This is a genomic window from Sagittula sp. P11 (genome assembly GCF_002814095.1).
In the GTDB taxonomy this organism is placed as follows: Bacteria; Pseudomonadota; Alphaproteobacteria; order Rhodobacterales; family Rhodobacteraceae; genus Sagittula.
The window spans coordinates 2,958,645-2,977,526 of the sequence record NZ_CP021913.1 but is presented as its reverse complement, the minus strand read 5'-3'; the positions used below and the strand labels follow the sequence as shown (position 1 = coordinate 2,977,526).

Here is an 18,882-nt window from a genome sequence, read left to right as displayed (position 1 = left end):
TCCCGCGTGATGTTGTCGCTACCCTGCCACCGTCACCACACCGCCGTCCACCGCCAAACACTGGCCGGTGATCGCGCCGGAGGCCGCCGACGACAGGAACAGCACCGGGCCGACGATGTCCTCCGCCCGCAGGTGGCGCGGCAGGCACTGCCGCCCGAGGACATCCGACAGCGCCTCAGGCGTGGCCCAGAGCCGCAGCTGCCGCTCCGTCAGAACCCAGCCGGGGGCCACCGCGTTCACCCGGATGCCGTCGGCGCCGAACTCGCGCGCATGGCCGCGGGTCAGGGCGGTGATCGCGCCGTTGGCGGCGGTGTAGGCCGGCATGTCCGCCATGCCCATCATGTAGCTGATCGAGCTGAAGTTCACGATCACCCCGCCGCCCAGGTCGCGCATCATCGGCACCACCGCCTGCGTGGCAAAGAAATAGGGATCGAGGTTGACCGCCAGCGCCGCGCGCCATGTCTCCGGATCGGTCTCCAGCGTGGCGTGGCGGGTGTCGTTGGCGGCGTTGTTGACCAGCACGCGCACCGGCCCCTGCCGCTCGGCGGTGCGGTCGATGGCCGCCTGAAGCGCCGCCGTGTCGGTCACGTCGCAGGGCAGGAAATCCGGCGCCCGCCCGTGTTTCGCCGCCATCTCGGCGCAGAACTCCTGCGCGTCGGACCGCTGGACGAAGGTGACCCGCGCCCCCTGCCCGAGGAACCCGTCGACCAGCGCCGCGCCGATCCCCGAACCGCCGCCGGTGACGAAGACCGAGGTCCCCTCCAGATCCTGATACCGTGCCACACTCATGACTGCCTCCACTGCCGCACCCGGCTGACGCGCGCGCCCGCCGCGGCAACGACACTGACGACACAACCGGGCTTCTGCAAGGGCGTCCGGGGGGTGGCGCTGGCCGGCGTTTTCCGCTCTAGTCGGGGTGAACCGCCCCGCGCCGGGGCCTTACGGAGCCCGATCATGACAACCTGCGTCTTCGTCCAGATCCGCTGCACGCCCGGCACCGCCTACAAGGTCGCCAAGGACATCGCCCTGCGCGAGATTCACTCGGAGCTGTTTTCAACCAGCGGAGAATTCGACCTGCTGGTGAAGCTCTACATCCCCGAGGACGAGGACATCGGCAAGTTCATCGCCGAGAAGATCGCCAACGTCGAGAACATCCAGCGCACGCTGACCACACTGACCTTCCGGGCCTTCTGAACCGGCTCTTCGGCAAACGAAAAAACCAAGACAAGACGACAACGAGAACACAGGGAGACATTCCATGAACCGCAGAACCCTTGCGCTGACCACTGCGATCGGCCTCATGGCCGCCTTGCCCGCCGCGGCGGAGGTCAAAGTCGGCATGATCACCACGCTCTCCGGCGGCGGCGCGTCGCTCGGGATCGACACCCGCGACGGCTTCCTCCTGGCGATCGAGCAGGCGGGCCGCGACGACGTGGAGGTGGTGGTCGAGGACGACCAGCAGAAGCCCGAGGTGGCCGTGCAGCTGGCCGACAAGATGATCCAGTCCGAAAAGGTCGACGTGCTGACCGGCATCGTGTGGTCGAACCTCGCCATGGCGGTGGTGCCGGCGGCGACGGCGCAGGGGCTGTTCTACCTCTCGACCAACGCGGCGCCGGCGCAGCTTGCGGGCGCGGGCTGCAACCCGAACTACTTCTCGGTGAGCTACCAGAACGACAACCTGCACGAGGCCGCGGGCGCCTATGCCACGAAGGAAGGTTTCACCAACACCTTCATCCTCGCGCCGAACTACCCGGCGGGGCAGGACAGCCTGAACGGCTTCAAGCGGTTCTACGAGGGCGAGCTGGCGGGCGAGATCTACACCACGCTGGGCCAGACCGACTACGCCGCCGAGATCGCGCAGATCCGGGCCTCGGGCGCGGATTCGGTGTTCTTCTTCCTGCCGGGCGGGATGGGCATCTCCTTCCTCAAGCAATACGCGGATTCCGGCGTCGAACTGCCGCTGGTGGGCCCGGCCTTCAGCTTCGACCAGAACATCCTGCAGGCCGTGGGCGACGCGGCGGTGGGGGTGAAGAACACCTCCTCGTGGTCGAAGGACCTCGACAACCCGGCCAACGCCGCCTTCGTCGAGGCCTACTCCGCCAAGTACGGCCGCCTGCCGTCGATCTACGCGGCGCAGGGCTATGACACCGCGAACCTGCTGCTCTCGGCCATCGACAAGGCGGAGGTCGGCGACGACGCGGCCTTCGGCGCGGCGCTGAAGGAGGCGGATTTCGACTCCGTGCGCGGGTCGTTCTCCTTTGCGGCGAACAACCACCCCATCCAGAACCTCTACACCCGCGAGGTGATCAAGGAGGGCGACATCTTCACCAACAAGATCGTCGCCACCGCGATGGAGAACCGCGACAACGCCTACGTCGGCGACTGCAAGATGTGATCCGGGCCGAGGCGGCGCGAAGCCCCGCCCTACAGGACGTTCCGCCCCCCGGTCCGGTGTGACGCCGTGACCCCGGGGGCGTGACAACCCGTAGGACGGGGCTTTGCGCCGCCCGCCGTCCGGTCCGAAGCGCCAAGATCCCCGCCATGACCACTCCATGACCCCGACCCTCATCGCAGAGCAGGTCCTCAACGGCCTGCAATCCGGCATCATGCTGTTCCTGATGGCCGCAGGCCTCACGCTGATCTTCGGCGTGATGGGGCTGATCAACCTTGCCCACGGATCGCTCTACATGGTCGGCGCCTTCTGTGCCGCCGCCACCGCCTCCGCCACCGGCTCCTACGCGCTGGGGCTGGTCGCGGCTCTGGCGGGCGCCGCCGCCGCGGGCGCGCTGATCGAACTGACGGTGATCCGGAGGCTTTACGGGCGCGACCACCTCGACCAGGTGCTGGCCACCTTCGCGCTGATCCTGATCTTTTCCGAGGGGACACGCTGGCTGTTCGGCTCCTTTCCCCTGTATCTCGACGTGCCGCCCGCGCTTTCGGGCCCCGTCACCCTGCCCTTCGGCATCCAGTACCCGCTTTACCGGCTGACCCTGATCGGCGCCGGTCTGGCGCTGGCGGCGGCGCTCTTCTGGCTGATCGGCCGGACCCGGCTGGGCATCCGCATCCGCGCGGGCGAGAACGACCGCGAGATGATCGCCGCCCTCGGCGTGAACATCGACGCGCTCTACACGCTGGTCTTCGCGCTCGGCGCGGCGCTTGCGGGTCTGGCGGGCGCGCTGGTGGGGACGCTGCAATCGGTGCAGGTGGGCATGGGCGAGCCGGTGCTGATCCTCGCCTTCGTCACCATCGTCATCGGCGGCATAGGCTCGATCAAGGGGGCGCTGGTGGGGGCCCTGCTGGTGGGGCTCACCGGCACGCTGGGCAGCGTCTTCCTGCCTGAGCTCTTCAAGCTCTTCATGCCGCCGTCCGAGGCCACGCAGACCGGCTCCGCGCTGGCCTCCATGGCGATCTACATCCTGATGGCGGCTGTGCTGGTCTGGAAACCCACCGGCCTTTACGGGGTGCGGGCGTGAGCGGCTTTGCGGAGGGCGTCGGCGGTCACGCGGCGGGCGGGCGCCCCGTGGTGCGCTTCGGCATGAGTATTTGGAAAGCAGAGAAACAGGGGCGCGGCGCATGACCCGCGAGGGATGGCTGAACCTTGCCGTGCTCGCGGCGCTGGTCGCCGTGCCGGCCTGGGCGCTGGTCATGGACGAGCCCTTCACCATCACGCTGGCGACGCGGGCGGTGATCCTCGCGCTGGCGGCGGCGGGGCTGAACGTGGCGCTGGGAATCGGCGGTCTGGTCAGCCTCGGGCACGCGGTGTTCTTCGGGCTGGGCGGCTATGCCATGGGCATCCTCGCCTTCCACGCGCAGAACTACACGCCACTGGAGCTGTTCGGGGTGTCGCTGCCGGGCACAAAGTCGATGCCGGTGATCTGGCTGGTGGCGGTCGTGGTCTCGGGGCTGGCGGCCTTCGTCATCGGGCTGCTCGCGCTCCGGACCTCCGGCGTCTACTTCATCATGATCACGCTGGCCTTCGGGCAGATGTTCTATTTCTTCTCGATCAGCTGGGCGGCCTATGGCGGCGAGGACGGGGTGTCGATCTATGTGCGCAACGGCTTTCCCGGGCTGAACACTCTGGTGCCGATCCAGTTCTACGGTCTGTGCCTTGCCGTGCTGCTGGCGGTGCTGGCGCTGACGGCGGCGCTGATGCGGTCGCCCTTCGGGCTGGCGCTGAACGCCGCGCGGCAGGCGCCGGAGCGGGTGCGGGCCGTCGGCCTCGACCCGGTGCGGCTGCGGCTTGCCGCCTTCACCCTCTCGGGTGCGATCACCGGGCTGGCGGGGGCGCTGTTCGCCGATCTGAACCGGTTCGTCTCGCCTTCGATGTTCTCCTGGCAGCTGTCGGGCGAGTTCATCGTCTTCATCATCCTCGGCGGCACCGCGCGGCTGTTCGGGCCGGTGATCGGGGCGGCGATCTTCGTGCTGATGGAGCACTGGCTGGGCCAGCTGTCCGAGTACTGGCACATCTGGTTCGGCCTTTTGCTGCTGGCCGTCACGCTCTGGGGCCAGGGCGGGGTCATCGGCCTCCTGACCGGGAGGGCCCGGCCGCATGACTGAGCCGGTGCTCGAGACCCGCGGCCTCTGCAAGGCCTTCGGCGCGCTCACCGCGACCGACGACGTGTCGCTGACGCTGCGCCCGGGCGAGATCCACGCCCTGATCGGCCCCAACGGCGCGGGCAAGTCGACGCTGATCGCACAGGTCTCCGGCGCGCTGGCGCCCGACGCGGGCGCGGTGCTGCTGGACGGGCGCGATGTCACCGCGCTCGACACCGCGGCGCGCGCCCGGGCGGGCCTTGCCCGGACCTTCCAGATCAGCCAGCTCGCCATGGAGGACACCGTCCTGCAGAACGCACTTCTGGGGGCGCTCGGCCAGTCCGGGCGGCCCTGGCGGTTCCTGCGGCCCGCCCTCTCCGACCGCGCCCTGCGCGACCGCGCGGAGGCGGCGCTGGAGCGGGCGGGCCTTGCCGATTTCGCCGCCACCCGCACCGCCGACCTGTCGCACGGGCAGCGGCGGCAGCTGGAGATTGCGGTGGCCCTGACACTGGCCCCCCGGGCCTTCCTGATGGACGAACCCATGGCGGGCCTCGGGATGGAGGGGTCCGCCGCGCTGACCCGCCTGCTCGACAGCCTGCGCGCCGAGGCGCCGATCCTGCTGGTCGAACACGACATGGACGCGGTCTTTGCGCTGGCCGACCGGATCTCCGTCCTGGTCTACGGCCGCATCATCGCCACCGGCACCGTGGACGAGATCCGCGCCGACGCGGGCGTGCGCGACGCCTACCTGGGGGAGACCGCGTGAGCCTCCTGACCCTCGACACCGTCAGCGCCCGCTACGGCGCGTCGCAGGCGCTGTTCGGCGTCTCCTTCGCGCTGGCCGAGGGGGAGGCGCTGGCGCTCATGGGCCGCAATGGCATGGGCAAGACGACCACCGTCAGGGCGATCTGCCGGATGGTCGCCACCGGCGGCACGCTCAGTTTCGCGGGCCACGACCTGACCCGGCTGAAGCCGCACCGCGCCGCCCGGCTGGGCATCGGGCTGGTGCCCGAGGGGCGCCGCTGCTTCGCCGGTCTGACAGTGGACGAGAACATGCGCGCCGCCGCCCGCCCCGGCCCCTGGGACAGCGCCGCGGTGGCGCAGCTTTTCCCCCGGCTGGCCGAGCGGCGGCAGCAGGTGGCACGGTCGCTGTCGGGCGGGGAACAGCAGATGCTGGCCATTGCGCGCGCGCTGATGACCAACCCCCGCCTGCTGATCCTCGACGAGGCGACGGAGGGGCTGGCGCCGCTGATCCGGCAGGAGATCTGGGCGGCGATCCGGCGGCTGAAGGCGGAGAGCGGCATGGCGCTCCTGGTGATCGACAAGTCGCCGGCCGAGCTGTCCTCGGTCTGCGACCGGGCGGTGGTGCTGGAGCGTGGCAGCGTCGCGTGGCAGGGCCGGTTCGGCGAGATGACCGGGCCGGTCAAGCAGCGGTTCCTCGGGATCTGAGCCCGATCCGACCCGGGCCGGACCGCCGTGGCGGGCAACCGCGGCCATAGGCAGGCCGCTACTGGAAACCCTTCGGGCGCACCATGAAGTCCCAACCCGCAAGCGCGGGCACGTCGACGTAGCGCGCGCTGCCCCAGCCCGACACACCGTTCGCCGCGACCCGGTACCAGACACCCTGACCGTCGGCGCTGAGCGCACAGTCCTCGACCTCCACCGCCGTGCCCGCGTCGAGGATCGTGACCCGTTCGCCGCCCGGCGCATCGCGCAGCGTGAGGTTCGTGGGCAGGGACGCGCCGCTCCAGTCCAGCGTGTATTCCGGCGCCCCCGGCGGCGCGCCCTCCCAGCGGTAGTCGTCGGGGCGCTCCTCCTCCAGGAAGGCGTTGCCGTCGTCCCAGCGGTAGTAGCCGCGCGTCATCCGCCCGCCGTGGCAGCCGAGGCTGTCGGCCAGAAGCGCGCCCGTTGCGGGCGGCAGCGGCCCCACGTAACCCGCCGCCTGCTCCGACCGGCACCAGCCCGGCGGCAGGTCCTGCGGGCAGGCGCCGATGGCCGAGACGCCCAGCGACCCGTCCGCCCGCACCTCGGCCGAGCAGCCTTGCGTCGTGATCCGCTGCGCGCCTGTCTGGCGGAACAGCTCTTCGACCGGCGTGTCGTCGGGGTACTGCGAATAGGCCTGCACCGGCCAGAACTCGTATTCCGCAGCGATGAACTCCCGCCCCGCGGAATAGGCCTGGTACTGGCACATGTTCAGCACGTCGCGCTGCGTCAGCCCCGAAGGCGTCAGCGGCGTCGACCCCACCGGCCCCGCCACCGGCACGAAGTCCATGAACCGTGTCACCAGCCCGCCCTCCAGCAGGAAGAAGTCCTCCGGGCGGCGGTAGAACAGCGCGTTCTGCACCAGCGCCGTGGGCGCCACCCGGTTGCCGATCAGCGCCATGTACTCCGACATGACCTCGTAGGTCAGGTCCATGGCGCGGGCGATCTCCGTCTGCCGGCTCTGCTGGTCGGTCGGCACGAAGGGCATGTGGAACCCCAGCCGCGCGCCCGTCTCGACAAAGCGCACCGACATGCCGCTGTCGCGCGGCAGCGCCGAGGTCGCGAAGGTCACCGCGCAGGCCGACATGCACTCCTCTCCCGCCAGCACCACGACGCCGGTCAGGTAGGGATCGCCGTTGCCCTCGCGGTATAGCTTCAGGACCTCGCCCATCCGGACGCCTTCGAGGAAATTCCCGCCCGGCGAATTCATCACCACGATGAACGGCCCCGCCGTATCGTAAGGCCCGATCAGCGCCGCCAGCCGCTCCGCATCGCCCGCCTCGATCACGCCGTCGATGCCGATGATCCTGAACGGCTGCCCCCAGAGCGTCGTGCCGCCCCCGTCCGTCACCAGGATCGGCCCGTCCTCGCTCAGCAAATTGCGCTCGCCATAGATCGGCCGGATCTGCGCCAGCCGCTCTGCCAGTTCGGGTTTCAGCCGTATCTCCGCCGCACCGGCCATCCCGGCCCATGTGACAAGCGCCAGAAGGCCCCCCGCAAAAGCGCGCCGCATCACCGGACCTCGAAGGTGCGGAAGGCGTAGCCCACCGGCCCCGCCCCGCTGGCCACCTCGCCCGAGGTCTGGCCCGAAGACAGCGAGGCCACCACCCCGCGCAGCGCGTCCTGCAGTGCCGCGGGCTCCGTCAGCCCGCCCGGCCCGCACAGGAACCCGAGCTTGTGGGCGCCCTTCTCATCGCCCTCCTCGATCACCAGCCCGTAACGCCCGCCGGGCGAGATTTGGTAGCGCACCTGACCCGGCCCCAAAGGCACCTTCTGGAAGAAGTCGAGCGGGATCGGCGTCAGCTGCGACGAGGGGCTGAGCGCCACGAAGGCGGGCGTGCAGCCGTCCGGCATGTCGGCCACCACGGACACCTCCTGCCCGACACCCAGCGCATCGGGGTAGAGCGTCATCACCAGCGGCAGGGGCCTGTCCTGCGCGGGCGGCGCCGCCTTCAGCACCTTCGACTGCGACAGGATCATCGTCATCGGGATGCCGAAGTTGATCCCCACCCGGCTGTTGCCCGAGTTGTGGAGCCCCACCACCTGCCGCGCCGAAGAATCGATGATCGGCGAGCCCGAGTTGCCCCCCAGCGTGTCGCAGGTATGGCGCAGCCGGTTGTCGTTCATCGGCGGATCGGCGGCGCGGCAGCCCTCGCGGCTGATGTGCTGAGACTTGCCCATCGGGTGGCCGATGATCCAGTAGGGCATCCCCGGCCGCAGAGGCGTCGCCGCCAGCGGCAGGGGAGGGAAGCGGCCCGCCGGATTGCCCGTCACCTCCAGCACCGTGTAGTCGAGGTCTTCCGAGGTCTCGACCGGCTCCGGGTTGACGGCGAAGCGCTCCGCCTCCTCCATCCGGCCCGGCTCGTGGAAACCCGCCAGCCAGTCCACCGCGAGGATCTTCGTCGCATTCACCCGCTCGTCCTTCAGCACCCCCGGCACGCAGTGGTGGTTGGTCAGCAGATACTTCTCCGACACGAGGAAGGCGGTGCAGGGAAAGGTCCCCCCGTCGGTCGAGATCGACAGCATCCCCACGCCGCGCCCCATCTTCCGGAAATCCGCCTGGTCGTCGTAGGTCGAGATCGGCTCGTTGTTGTAGCCCTGGACGGCCACCTCGTTCTCGATCCCCAGCCAGTCCTCCTGCGTCGACTGCGCCGTGGCCGCCCCCGCGGAAAGCACGGCCGCCACGATTAATCCGTTCAGACGCATGAACAATTCTCCATTCCAAATCCGCCCCGCCCCAATCAGCGGGCCAGACGTTTCCCCGGGGTCAAAAAAGCACGGAACACCGGCCTGCGTCCACGGTGGAATTCCTCACGCGTCTCCGCTATCGTCGCTCCAGCATTTTCAGGAGGCCCGCCGATGACCCCCCGCATTTTCGCCCTTGCCGCCCTTTTCGGCGCCCCGCTCGCCGCCCCGGCCCTCGCCCAGTCGACCGTGACCCTCGACAGCTTCTCGCTCGACCCGGCGCCGCAGGCCCAGCCCGACACTGCCCCCAGCGCCGAGATGCGCGACTGCCTGCTCGACCAGTCCGGATGCACCAGCGACGAATTCTCCGGCTCCGCCACCTTCACCCTCGACGACGTGGTGAACCTCGGCGTGATCGACCGGACGGAGGTCCCGCAGAACGCCGCCGCGGGCGGCACCGGCGGCAGCACCGCCGCCCCGGCGCCCCTGCCCTCCATCGACCTCGAGATCCTCTTCGCCTACAACTCCGACGACCTGACGCCGGAGGCGATGGGCAAGCTCTCCAGCCTCGCCGACGCGCTGCGCGATCCGCGCCTTTCCGACGCGCGGCTGATCTTCATCGGCCACACCGACGGCGTGGGCTCCGCCGCCTACAACATGGACCTCTCCCGCCGCCGGGCAGAGGCCGTGGCCCGCTTCGTGCAGGGCACCATGGGCCTGCCGCCCTCGCGCATCCGCGCCGAAGGGGTGGGCTTCTCCCGGCTGAAGAACAGCTTCGACCCCGCCGCCGCGCAGAACCGCCGGGTGCAACTGGTGCTGGTGCCGGGCGCCTGAGACGAAGCGCCGGGCGCCGGCATGCGTCACACGCGCCAGCCCGCATCCTCTTGGTCGAGTGTGGACTTCAGGTAGTCGAAATGGCGCTGCGCCATGCCGCGATAAGCCAGCCAGCCCTCTGCCGTGTTGCGCGCCACATCGTCGCTGAGCACCGCGAGCGCATCGCCGGTGGACTTGGCCAGGATCAGCGTCTGCGCGGCCTTCTCGAAGAAATAGAGATCCTCGAACGCATCCGCGACGGTATCGCCCATGATGCTGACGCCGTGGTTGCCCATGACCAGCACGCTCTTGTCACCGAGGGCCTTCACAAGGTGCGCCCCCTCTTCCTCGCTGTCCGAGATGCCGCCGAATTCCAGATCGTAACCCACGCGTCCGAAGAATCGCGCGGTGTTGTTGTCGATGGGCAGCAGCGTCGGGTCCCTCAGGCAGGCGAGCGCCGTGGCATAGGGCGCGTGACAATGCAGCACGACGCGCGCCTGCGGCGCATCGCGGTGCAGCGTGCCATGTACAGCCCAGGCGGACCGGTCCGGCGCGTCCGGTCCGTCCATATCGGGCGGCGCGTCGAGGTCGAGCTCGAGCAGATCGCCGGGCGTGATGGTCGCGAAATGCTGCCAGCAGCGGTTCAGCAGGAAGCGGCGGCCATCCTCGGAGATGGCCGCACTGAAATGATTTCCGACGGATTCGCTCCACCCGAAACGGTGGCAGAGGCGGAAGGCAGCGGCGAGGTCCTCCCGCAGGAGCGCAGAGTCCGCGACAGTGTTGCGGGGGACCATGTTCATGACTTGAACCGCCCCGTGCTGACCAGCGCGCGATAGGTGGACCGCATTTCGGCCCGGTCGGTGTAGCAGCCGCGCAGGTAGCGGTCGCCACTGGACGCGGTATAGGCGGCACGGCCGTGAACGATCCGGTGGTTGTCGAAGACGATGCATTCGCCCGCCTTCAGCGTGAAGCGCATGATGTACTTGTCGTCCTGCAACAGCTTGCCGAAGCGGCAGAAGGCCGGGTACCAGTCATCCAGGAACGCCTGCGGCAGATCCATCAGGTCCAGCATGTGCTGGCTGATGGTCAGACCCGAGACTTCGCCGTATTGGTCGAGTTCGATGATGCGCTGCCAGGAGCGCATGTCGTAATCGTCGTGCTCGCAATAGAACGGCACATCGGTCTCGACCATCAGGCGAAAGCCCTCGGGGTCGATGCGACGGAAATCGTTGGCGGCCGCGACACCGTCGCCAAAGAGGTTTCGTCCGCCTTCGACCGTGTTGGCCCGCATGTGCAGGAACTGGATGCCGGGTGCATGTTCCTCGGCGGGCACGTCGGTGTGGAGTTCCAGCGCCGAGGCCGTATAGGCGGTGTTCGTCGGGTTGATATGCGTCCTCACGTCGAAATACGTGCCGAAGAACGTCGGGCGGACCTGCCCCTGCAACTCGGCCAGCTCGGTCAGGGCCGCGTCGCTATCCGGCATCTCGGTCACGACAGAGACGCCCTCGACGATCATCGCCTCCAGCCAGGCGCGGCGCTTCCCGGGGTCGGCCTTCAGCTCGGCATGGGTAAAGCGGGCGACGTCCGGGTAGTGGTCGCCGAACCAGGGCCGCCGCGGCAGATCGGCGGGGTCGCGGCGACGTTCACCGCCAGCATGCTCCTCCAGCCATGCGACGGGCATGCGCGTGGTGTGGTCTTCGGTCGCCCAGTCGATCACCAGGGTCTCGCCGTCGACATGCGCCGCGCGCGCGACCGGCGCGGTGTCGAGGTGAAAGATGTCGAACGACCGTTCGCGGGTCTCCGCGTTGAAGCTGGTCGGGTCGTTGTCGCGCAGCCAGTAGTAGTTGAAATAGGCGTCGCCGCGCGACAGCGGGACGTTCAGCCCTTTCTCACCAAGAGTGACAGTATCGGATCTTGTTGGTGTCATCACGTTCATCGTGTCGCATCCTCTGTGCGTATGGTTAGATTGACGCCAATCAAACCCATTGAAGATCGGACAAAAAGACGGAATCCTCTTACCTGAAGTTAAGCCACAGGTTACCATGTCACGCCTGCCTCCCCTGCGCCTTCTGATAGCCTTCGACGCCGTTCACCGGCTGGGCTCCATGCGGCTCGCCTCGGCCGAGTTGAACGTGACGCGCCCCGCGGTCAGCCAGTCGATCCGCGCGCTGGAGGATTGGCTGGGCGCGCCGCTGTTCGACCGCAGCGTGAAACCCGCGCGCCCGACCGACGCGGGCGAGCGTCTGGCACGCGCCACGCAGAGCGGCCTTGGTCAGATCGCGTCAGCCATCGAAGACATCCGTGCCAGCGCAGGCCACGCCGACCGCCATATCACCGTGTCCTGCACCATCGGGATGGCGACCTATTGGCTGATGCCGCGCCTGTCGGCCTTCTACGCGCGTGTCCCCGATGCAATGGTAAGCGTTCAGGCCCCGCCTTCGGACATGCCGGCCTTCTCGGCGGGGATCGATGTCGCCCTGCGCTTCGGCCCCGGACCATGGCAGGAGAGCGATACCGTCAGGGTCTTCGAGGAATGCGCCTGTCCGGTGGGCCAGCCAGAGCGGATCAAGGCGCTGAATGGCGATCTTGCGGCGCTCAGCACACAACCCCTCATCCACGTCCGGACGCCCGCTGCCAACGGCTGGCCCGGCTGGAAGGAGTATCTCGCCGCAAAGGGACTGAGAAACCCGATCGGTCCGACGCTGACCTTCGACAATTACGTTCAGGCCACCCAGGCGGCACTGGACGGAAAAGGCATCCTGCTCGGCTGGCGGTCGATCAATGCCGGCATACTCTCCGAGGGGCGTCTGGCGGCCATCGAGCAGGGCATTCACAAGTTCGGGTCAAGCTACTGGGCATCCGCCATTGCAACGCCCAATCCCAGACCTCTGGTTCGGGAGTTTCTCGACTGGATCAGGGACGCGGGGTCCGACTTCGACAGGTCCGGCGGAATGATGTCGTAGACTTCGCTTTTGCCGAGGAGTCTCCATCGCCCCGATGCTCGACATCCTCGATCCGGATATGTGGCCGAAGCTCCGACCTTCGATCCTCGTCACCAACGACGGGCTGGCCCCCTGCAACCTCTACGCATCGCCCCTTAAAGGCACCTCTAACGACCGTTCAAAAAACCCGCCGGAAGGTCTGCGTTGAACGCCCGCGCCCGACGAGTACCGGAAACTGAAAAACGCTTTGCTGAAAAAGACTCTGTAATTCACTGTAAAAAACTGCGTCACGCTACAACCGGTGTAGGGAGACACACCTTTTTACAGTGATGCCGGAAGACGTCGGGAGATGGCGGAAGAGAGCGGAAGCGCCTGTAAATAAAGGCGTTCCTGCGCGTTCGACCGTCCAATAGAGACCGCAGGAAGTGTTTTGCAGTCTGACTGAAAACGGGCGTTTGCAGGGGTTCTTGCGGGATCTTGGCCAAATACCAGGGCAGTGAAGGGAGATCCCGTAAGGGCCGTTAAATAAGCGTTAAATCGGCCATTGAACGGACGTCGACGCGCAAAATGCACCCTAGATCAGCCGCCGAAACCGGAAAGTCGGCCATCCAGTTCGAATAGACCTTTCCAGAACGGCTGATGACTTCGAGAAATCAAAGACTTGGCTGAAATACGCAATTCCAGACGGCCTCGCAAAGTGGAAAGCGATTTTGGCCCCTGAACGGAAACGGAGCGCAGTCCGGTCAGGCTGCGCCCCGTTGTCGTTGGTGTTCAGTTCGATATCGGTCAGGCCACGCTTTGCCAGCGAGGCCTTAGAACTTGATCAGTTGACTCTTTTTGGGTATGCCTCCGGTGGAGGCCGTCTGACGGGGTTTCAGCGTCGGTGCTAAGTCCGACCTTATGGCCGACCATAAGTTCAGACCCGAGATTGAAGTCCTCTCTGCCGCGGATGCGCCGCGCCGTCGTCACTGGAGCGATGGCGACAAGATCGCGATCGTGAAGGAGAGCTTCCTGGGGCATCGCCAGGTGACAGCCACGGCGCGGCGGCATGGCGTATCTCGCTCTCTGCTGACGATATGGCGGCGCCAGTATCGCGCTGGCGAACTTGGCGCCGAGACACCGCCTTCCTTCATCCCGCTGGCTGTTTCGCCGCCCATGGCACCTCCGACCGTGCCCGCGACCGCACGGGAGGCGCCACGCAGCACGCCTGATGTCCAGCTCGAGATCGTGCTGAGGAACGGGCGACGGCTTCTCGTCCCTTCGTCGGTGGAGCCAGAGGTTTTGGCGCGGCTGCTGCCGGCCCTGGAAAGCCGATGATCGCCTTCCCGGCGGGGGTGCGCGTATGGATTGCCGGTGGGGTCACCGACATGCGGCGAGGGATGAACACCTTGGCGCTGACAGTGCAGCAGGGTTTGGGACGTGATCCGCATGCGGGCGAGATTTTCTGCTTCCGCGGGCGCAAGGGCGACCTGGTAAAGTTGCTTTGGTACGACGGTGTCGGCATGTCGCTTTATACCAAGCGGTTGGAGGCCGGGAAGTTCATCTGGCCGACCAGCGGAAGTGGTGAAGCGGTGCAGATATCCGCAGCCCAGCTCGGCTATCTCTTGGAGGGGATCGACTGGCGCAATCCGCGCTGGACGCAACGCCCTGCAAAGGCGGGATAAATTGGCTTCTCCAGCCTTATTCTTATGGGCTTTCCGATGCCTGCATGGTAGGTCTCGGCCATGTCAGATGCCGCTTCCGAGATCACCAGATTGCGCGCCGCGCTTGCGGCCTCGGAGGCCCGTGCCGAGGCCGCAGAGAGCGAGCTGGCGCAGACCCGGGCGGTGGTCTCGACCTCGGAAGCGATGATCAGGCATCTCCGGCTTGAGATCGCCAAGCTCCGGCGCGAGCAATATGGCCACAGCTCCGAGCGCCGCGCCCGCCTGATCGACCAGATGGAATTGCAGCTTGAGGAACTCGAGGCCGCAGCCACTGAAGACGAGATCGCCGCCGAGAAGGTAGTGAAGACCACGTCCGTCGCGGGGTTCGAGCGTCGCCGCCCGGCCCGCAAACCCTTCCCGGAGCATCTGCCGCGCGAGCGCGTGGTGATTTCGGCGCCCACGGCCTGTTCCTGCTGTGGCTCGGATCGCATCGTGAAGATGGGCGAGGATATCACCGAGACGCTGGAGGTCATTCCCCGGCAGTGGAAGGTGATCCAGACGGTCCGCGAGAAGTTCACCTGCCGGGCATGCGAGAAGATCAGCCAGCCGCCAGCGCCGTTCCATCCCACGCCCCGTGGCTGGGCTGGGCCCAACCTGCTGGCGATGATCCTGTTCGAGAAGTTCGGCCAGCATCAGCCGCTGAACAGGCAAGTCGAGCGCTACGCCAAGGAAGGTGTCGAGGTCAGCCTGTCCACCCTGGCTGACCAGGTCGGCGCCTGCACCGTTGCGCTGGAGCCGATTCATGCGCTGATCAGGGCCCATGTCCTGGCCGCCGAGCGGCTGCACGGCGACGACACCACGGTGCCGCTCTTGGCCCGGGGCGGCACGAAGACCGCGCGGCTCTGGACCTATGTCCGCGACGACCGGCCCTTCGCGGGCGGTGCGCCGCCGGCCGCGCTGTTCTACTTCTCGCGCGATCGGGAGATGGCTCACCCGAACCGGCATCTCGCCGGGTGGCGGGGCATCCTTCAAGCCGATGCCTATGGCGGTTACAACGACCTCTATCGCGGCGATCGTGATCCCGGTCCGGCCGGAAGCGCGCTCTGCTGGAGCCATGCCCGGCGGAAGTTCTTCGAGCTTGCCGACATCAAGGGCAATGTCCGCAAGGGCAAGTCCGCCCACGATATATCTCCTGTCGCACTGGAGGCGGTGGCAAGGATCGATGCGATCTTCGACATCGAACGCCAGATCAACGGCCATGATGCCACGTTCCGGCTCGAGGCCAGGCACCGGTTGTCCTGTCCCTTGGTTGAGGCATTGCACGCTTGGCTGCGCGCCGAGCAGGGCACGATGTCGAAGCACAATCCTGTCGCCAAGGCGATCAATTACATGTTCAAGAAAGACCGATGGGAGGCCTTCACGCGCTTCCTCGAGGATGGGCGGGTCTGCTTGACGAACAACGCGGCCGAGAGAGCACTCCGCGGTGTGGCCCTTGGCCGGAAGTCATGGCTCTTCGCCGGCTCCGAGCGCGGCGGTGACCGCGCCGCCTTCATGTATTCGCTGATCGTCACTGCGAAGATGAACGATGTCGACCCTCAGGCCTGGCTCGGCGACGTCCTCGCCCGGCTGCCTGGCACGACAGCCTCCCGGGTGCCGGATCTCCTGCCTTGGAATTGGTCCCCGACACGGCAAAGGATCGCCGCATGACCCTGATCGCCCGCCTCCGGATCATCTTGAACGACGTCGAGCCAATGCCGATGCGCCACATCGAGGTGCCGCTGAAGATCAGGCTCGACCGGCTGCATGAGGTCATCCAAGCGGCCATGGGCTGGACCGACACCCATCTCTACGAGTTCCGGGTGGGGGATGCCGGTTGGGGCATGCCCGACCCGGACGGGTTCTACGACGGCCCCATGGACGCGAAGAAAATGACTTTGGAAAAGCTGCTCGACCAGACCGCCACCAGGACGATCCAGTATGTCTACGACTTCGGTGATGACTGGGACCACAGCATCCGGATCGAGCGGGTGGGCGAGGCCACTCAGGGCGTGACCTATCCGCGGCTTCTGAAGGCCGCGGGGGCCTGTCCACCGGAGGACGTCGGCGGCGCCTGGGGCTACGAAGAGTTCCTCGAAGCCCTCGCCGATCCCGATCACGAGCAGCACGAGGACATGGTCCACTGGTCGGGCGGGGACTTCGACGCCGAGGATGCCGGGGCCGGCACCATCATCGAACGCTTCGAGCGGCTGGCGAAGAAATGGGCCCCGCGGCCTCGCAAACCCAAAACTACGATCTGAGTGACGCCAGCGACCGCGGCCTACGCCGGATGGTTACCTTTTTGGCGTCAGATGTTCCCATGTTTCATGTCAAACGCTTCTGAACCATATGAATACGTGCTGTACATCGACGAGGCCGGAGATGACGGCCTCAAGAGAGTAAAGCCGATTGATCCGAATGGCGGAAGTGAGTGGCTGTGTATCGGGGCGGTCCTAATACGCTCGGAACATGAGGCCGAAACCGTATCTTGGGTGAAGGATATTCGAACAGATATCAATGCGACGCAAGGCCCGGCTCTGCATTACCGTGATCTGTCACCAACGAAAAGGAGCCGCGCTTGCACGCTGCTAGCCGAGCGGCCGTGCAGGTTCTTTGCTGTCGCGTCGAACAAAAAAAACATGCGTGGGTACAGCAACACCAGGGCCGCCAAGCGAGGCGGGAAGCAATGGTATTACAATTATTGTGTTCGCTTGTTGATGGAGCGCGTCACCGATTTTTGCTTGCGTGATAGTACAAGGCGGTTTGGAAGACCGAAATATGTAAAGGTGATTTTCAGCGCTAGGGGTGGTCACTCCTACAGCCAGACAAAAGCATATTGGGAGTTGCTGAAAGCACAGTCTGTTGGAGGATCGACATACTTAAACAAGCGCGAAATTGCGCACCAAGTTTTGAGATTCGGCTTGGTTGAATACGTGCCCCACTACAGTGTTGCAGGGCTTCAACTCGCGGATGTGGTGGCAAGCTCTGTTTATCAGGCTGCAGACGCACTTGGCCCGAAATGGTCGCTGGAGCCCGCAATGGCACTTGAGCCAAGGATGGGACGAGAAGCTGGCGTCATAGCCGACTATGGCCTTGTCTTGCAGCCGTCGCCACCTTGGAAAGCGAAGTTAACCGACGACCAGAAATTAGTTTTTAAACACTACGGCTATCGGTTCTAGGTGCGTGGGCCCCGGCCCCAAGTTGCTTCAGGTCTGACAGGCTGTCATCCATTTGGACAACCGTACCTGACGCCGCCAGAGCCGCTTGTCGCGCTCCAACATGGGGGTGTTCCGGCGTATCCCACGCCACGGACGATCACATATCTTGTAGAAACTGTCACCAGAAATGTGAAAGACAGCGATATCTAGTCATCTTTCCGCTCATCTTGTTTGGTTAACCATAGCAATTCACGCGCGTATGTGTTGATAGGGGCGCCGACCTAGATCAGGCCACGCGAAGTGATTGAGACGGTTCGAAGTCCAAGCGCAGGACGCAGATCCTGCCGTCCCGCTGGTCAAGGATCGGACCGGCACGGTAGACGTCGAAACCGGCGCGCCGCAGGACGCGCTCGAATGCTGGCTTCATCAAGCCGAGCAGCGTTCCGGCGCCCCTAGCGGCTGCATACCGGGTGCCCTCGCCGATCAAGTCGACGACTACGGCGTTTCTGGTCGGCACTGGGACGCGCGAGGAGATCGCAAGGCGTGAGGCCTCCCAAGCGAAGGGCGTTGCGATGACCTGGTCTAGCAGCCCTGTCGGCAAGTTCGGGATGCGCCCCAAGTGGGCGTCCAGGATCATGTAGGTGACGCCGCCCTGATCGTTGTCAGTCCGCATCAAACGCATGCACGCCTCGACACGGCCGCCGTCGAGCGCCGCCAGATGCACCGAGGCAGGCGTGTCGTAGGCATCGAACTCGCAACCGTCACGTTGAAACAGGTTCCAACCCATCGTCGAAATGAAGACTTCACGCCGGAGAGACAGGCACTGCCAATAGAGGTCGTGGTCGAGGTCAGGCGCCGTGATGTCGACAAGCGCGATGTCATAGGGGGAACGCGGGTTCATTGGCCGAAGCCCTCCCCCGGAACGATGCCATGCCATTTGTCGAGCGTGTAGAGCTGGACGACGCCCCGCCAGCAAGTCATCCCCATCGTCTCGCAGATCGCGCGTTTCCTCTGCGCAATGAGCGAATGGCTGACGCCAAGTTCGTTCGCGATGACCTTGTCGCTGTGCCCTTCCTCGGCGAGATCGAGGAGGTCGAGCTGCATGTCTGACAGGCGCCGGAGGCCAGCCGCAAGATCCCGCCGGTGATCGGCTTGCAGGCTTTCGAGCGCGACAGGCAGCGCACGGGCGTCAAGGTCGTGGTTCACGCCCCCGAAGATCCGGGTGGACCCGCCAAAGTGGCTGACCATTGCGACGTTGCTGTCCGCGCTATGCGCACGAGCTTCTTCGAACAAGGCACCGGCCATTTGAGCAGGGTCAAGGACAGTGGCCGCAGACCGGCCGAAGTTGGCTTGCCCGAATCCGATAACAGGGTCGACCAAGTGATAGCGCTCGCGGAAGTAGATATCCTCCCAGCCGCTCGAAAAGGTTGAATTAGCGTCCGTTTGTACGAATGCCGCGTGGCAGAAAGTGACATATCCGAAAGTATCGAATTGCACTTGTTCGGAGTTAGTTCGCATGTGAAATAAGCCCTTGCTGATGGATAATCATAGTGAAACATGAAAAACAATGATGGTCAATGATCCTACAAC

At 66.0% G+C, this 18,882-nt stretch carries 21 protein-coding genes; 14 read left to right on the top strand and 7 right to left on the bottom strand.

Annotated elements, in window-relative coordinates; translation table 11 throughout:
* Positions 1-18: 18 nt before the first annotated feature.
* Complete coding sequence (locus CDO87_RS14405; protein WP_100929415.1) at positions 19-789, bottom strand: SDR family NAD(P)-dependent oxidoreductase; 771 nt, start codon at positions 787-789, stop codon at positions 19-21.
* A 165-nt stretch (positions 790-954) separates the two neighbouring features.
* On the opposite strand from CDO87_RS14405, the gene CDO87_RS14400 reads away from it, so the two are divergent.
* From CDO87_RS14400 to CDO87_RS14375, 6 genes are all read left to right on the top strand, one after another.
* Positions 955-1,194 (top strand): Lrp/AsnC ligand binding domain-containing protein, encoded by a 240-nt coding sequence (locus tag CDO87_RS14400; RefSeq protein ID WP_100929414.1) that lies wholly within the window; start codon positions 955-957, stop codon positions 1,192-1,194.
* A gap of 64 nt (positions 1,195-1,258) precedes the next feature.
* The gene (locus tag CDO87_RS14395) at positions 1,259-2,395 is read left to right on the top strand and encodes an ABC transporter substrate-binding protein (RefSeq protein WP_370314166.1); all 1,137 of its coding nucleotides are present in this window, start codon (positions 1,259-1,261) and stop codon (positions 2,393-2,395) included.
* Positions 2,396-2,552: 157 nt separating this feature from the next.
* Positions 2,553-3,473: a branched-chain amino acid ABC transporter permease gene (locus CDO87_RS14390; protein ID WP_100929413.1), complete on the top strand. Its 921-nt coding sequence runs from the start codon at positions 2,553-2,555 to the stop codon at positions 3,471-3,473.
* 100 nt (positions 3,474-3,573) lie between these two features.
* On the top strand, positions 3,574-4,557 hold the full coding sequence (locus CDO87_RS14385) for a branched-chain amino acid ABC transporter permease (RefSeq protein WP_100929412.1): 984 nt from the start codon (positions 3,574-3,576) through the stop codon (positions 4,555-4,557).
* Positions 4,550-5,299, top strand: coding sequence for an ABC transporter ATP-binding protein (locus CDO87_RS14380; RefSeq protein WP_100929411.1), 750 nt, complete (start codon positions 4,550-4,552; stop codon positions 5,297-5,299). Before CDO87_RS14385 ends, CDO87_RS14380 begins: the two co-directional genes overlap by 8 nt.
* Positions 5,296-5,982, top strand: a complete 687-nt coding sequence (locus CDO87_RS14375) for an ABC transporter ATP-binding protein (protein ID WP_100929410.1) — start codon at positions 5,296-5,298, stop codon at positions 5,980-5,982. Before CDO87_RS14380 ends, CDO87_RS14375 begins: the two co-directional genes overlap by 4 nt.
* Positions 5,983-6,040: 58 nt before the next feature.
* Here CDO87_RS14375 and CDO87_RS14370 read toward each other — a convergent pair whose 3' ends face one another.
* Positions 6,041-7,528 (bottom strand): SH3 domain-containing protein, encoded by a 1,488-nt coding sequence (locus CDO87_RS14370; protein WP_100929409.1) that lies wholly within the window; start codon positions 7,526-7,528, stop codon positions 6,041-6,043.
* Positions 7,528-8,721 carry a serine protease gene (locus CDO87_RS14365; RefSeq protein WP_100929408.1) on the bottom strand — a complete coding sequence of 398 codons (1,194 nt, stop codon included), beginning with the start codon at positions 8,719-8,721 and terminating at the stop codon, positions 7,528-7,530. The genes CDO87_RS14370 and CDO87_RS14365 overlap by 1 nt, the downstream gene beginning before the upstream one ends.
* A 153-nt stretch (positions 8,722-8,874) precedes the next feature.
* Between CDO87_RS14365 and CDO87_RS14360 the strand changes: the two genes are divergently transcribed.
* A complete protein-coding gene (locus CDO87_RS14360; RefSeq protein WP_100929407.1) occupies positions 8,875-9,534 on the top strand; it encodes an OmpA family protein in 660 nt (219 codons plus the stop codon).
* Between the two features lie 26 nt (positions 9,535-9,560).
* Here the strand turns inward: CDO87_RS14360 and CDO87_RS14355 are convergent, their stop codons facing one another.
* The gene (locus CDO87_RS14355) at positions 9,561-10,313 is read right to left on the bottom strand and encodes a class II aldolase/adducin family protein (protein ID WP_100929406.1); all 753 of its coding nucleotides are present in this window, start codon (positions 10,311-10,313) and stop codon (positions 9,561-9,563) included.
* The gene (locus tag CDO87_RS14350; protein WP_254698129.1) at positions 10,310-11,440 is read right to left on the bottom strand and encodes a TauD/TfdA family dioxygenase; all 1,131 of its coding nucleotides are present in this window, start codon (positions 11,438-11,440) and stop codon (positions 10,310-10,312) included. The genes CDO87_RS14355 and CDO87_RS14350 overlap by 4 nt, the downstream gene beginning before the upstream one ends.
* A gap of 115 nt (positions 11,441-11,555) precedes the next feature.
* On the opposite strand from CDO87_RS14350, the gene CDO87_RS14345 reads away from it, so the two are divergent.
* The 7 genes from CDO87_RS14345 (at position 11,556) to CDO87_RS14320 (ending at position 17,313) form a co-directional block, all read left to right on the top strand.
* Positions 11,556-12,476 carry a LysR substrate-binding domain-containing protein gene (locus tag CDO87_RS14345; RefSeq protein ID WP_100929404.1) on the top strand — a complete coding sequence of 307 codons (921 nt, stop codon included), beginning with the start codon at positions 11,556-11,558 and terminating at the stop codon, positions 12,474-12,476.
* A 34-nt stretch (positions 12,477-12,510) separates the two neighbouring features.
* Complete coding sequence (locus tag CDO87_RS26785) at positions 12,511-12,663, top strand: hypothetical protein (RefSeq protein ID WP_157815001.1); 153 nt, start codon at positions 12,511-12,513, stop codon at positions 12,661-12,663.
* Positions 12,664-13,355: 692 nt separating this feature from the next.
* Positions 13,356-13,772, top strand: a complete 417-nt coding sequence (gene tnpA / locus CDO87_RS14340) for an IS66-like element accessory protein TnpA (protein WP_100927449.1) — start codon at positions 13,356-13,358, stop codon at positions 13,770-13,772.
* Entirely contained in the window at positions 13,769-14,119 is a 351-nt protein-coding gene (gene tnpB, locus CDO87_RS14335; RefSeq protein WP_100927450.1) for an IS66 family insertion sequence element accessory protein TnpB, read from the top strand. The genes tnpA and tnpB overlap by 4 nt, the downstream gene beginning before the upstream one ends.
* 60 nt (positions 14,120-14,179) lie before the next feature.
* The gene (gene tnpC, locus CDO87_RS14330) at positions 14,180-15,805 is read left to right on the top strand and encodes an IS66 family transposase (protein WP_100927451.1); all 1,626 of its coding nucleotides are present in this window, start codon (positions 14,180-14,182) and stop codon (positions 15,803-15,805) included.
* Complete coding sequence (locus CDO87_RS14325; protein ID WP_027264264.1) at positions 15,802-16,395, top strand: plasmid pRiA4b ORF-3 family protein; 594 nt, start codon at positions 15,802-15,804, stop codon at positions 16,393-16,395. Before tnpC ends, CDO87_RS14325 begins: the two co-directional genes overlap by 4 nt.
* A gap of 66 nt (positions 16,396-16,461) precedes the next feature.
* Positions 16,462-17,313 (top strand): DUF3800 domain-containing protein, encoded by an 852-nt coding sequence (locus tag CDO87_RS14320; RefSeq protein ID WP_198521727.1) that lies wholly within the window; start codon positions 16,462-16,464, stop codon positions 17,311-17,313.
* A gap of 265 nt (positions 17,314-17,578) precedes the next feature.
* Here CDO87_RS14320 and CDO87_RS14315 read toward each other — a convergent pair whose 3' ends face one another.
* Together CDO87_RS14315 and CDO87_RS14310 are read right to left on the bottom strand one after the other, a co-directional pair.
* Positions 17,579-18,193, bottom strand: coding sequence for an acyl-homoserine-lactone synthase (locus CDO87_RS14315; protein WP_157815000.1), 615 nt, complete (start codon positions 18,191-18,193; stop codon positions 17,579-17,581).
* On the bottom strand, positions 18,190-18,810 hold the full coding sequence (locus CDO87_RS14310; protein WP_100929401.1) for an autoinducer binding domain-containing protein: 621 nt from the start codon (positions 18,808-18,810) through the stop codon (positions 18,190-18,192). The genes CDO87_RS14315 and CDO87_RS14310 overlap by 4 nt, the downstream gene beginning before the upstream one ends.
* Between the last annotated feature and the right edge of the window lie 72 nt (positions 18,811-18,882).